The sequence below is a fragment of the Bartonella sp. MU70NMGDW genome, assembly GCF_042194085.1.
Taxonomy (GTDB): domain Bacteria; phylum Pseudomonadota; class Alphaproteobacteria; order Rhizobiales; family Rhizobiaceae; genus Bartonella; species Bartonella grahamii.
On sequence record NZ_JBHIMK010000562.1, the window covers coordinates 1 to 562 of the forward strand.

General features: G+C 40.4%; 1 protein-coding gene. It reads right to left on the reverse strand.

Annotated elements, in window-relative coordinates; genetic code table 11:
* The coding region (locus ACFIKE_RS12165; RefSeq protein WP_375650224.1) for a Bgr_08870 family protein at positions 1–562 on the reverse strand (562 nt) is incomplete at both ends.

Below are 562 nucleotides of genomic sequence, written 5' to 3' on the forward strand. Positions count from 1 at the left end.
GAGCTTCATTTTTGCTATAAACTTCCGCACCATCAACTTTAAGAGGTCCCTTCAACATGCTTCCGGTTGTGTTTAGATTGGTAACGACTTTGTTGTTATGGATAAGGTTAAACGACGAATTACCCAACAGTTCTAAGCCACCACTCATGGTAACTTTGCTGGTAAATTTATTATAACTTTGCCATTCATTTGGGCTTGTGAGGTGTCCATAGCTTGTGAGATCTTCATTGATCTTAGCTCTAAAATCATCAAGCCCCACAATATCTTCGGTTTTATGTTGGTGTGCGCCTAATAGAGAGACAGCACTGCCAAAAGTGAAGTTATTATTGCTTGATTTATAGAGAACATAATTGTTGGCAGCATCTTTTGCGCCTTCGATATCACTTAAATCAGCAAAAGTGAAGGTTTTATCGGCTGCCATTTTGGCCTTAAGGGCCGCTTCAAGGTCTGCAACATCACTTATGCTATGCGTGTGTTTTGAAGGCGCTTTTCCCTCTACCTTTTCCTCAATATCAACAATGGCTTGATCAATTTTGGTCAAGTTTTCCCGCAAGATTGGGAA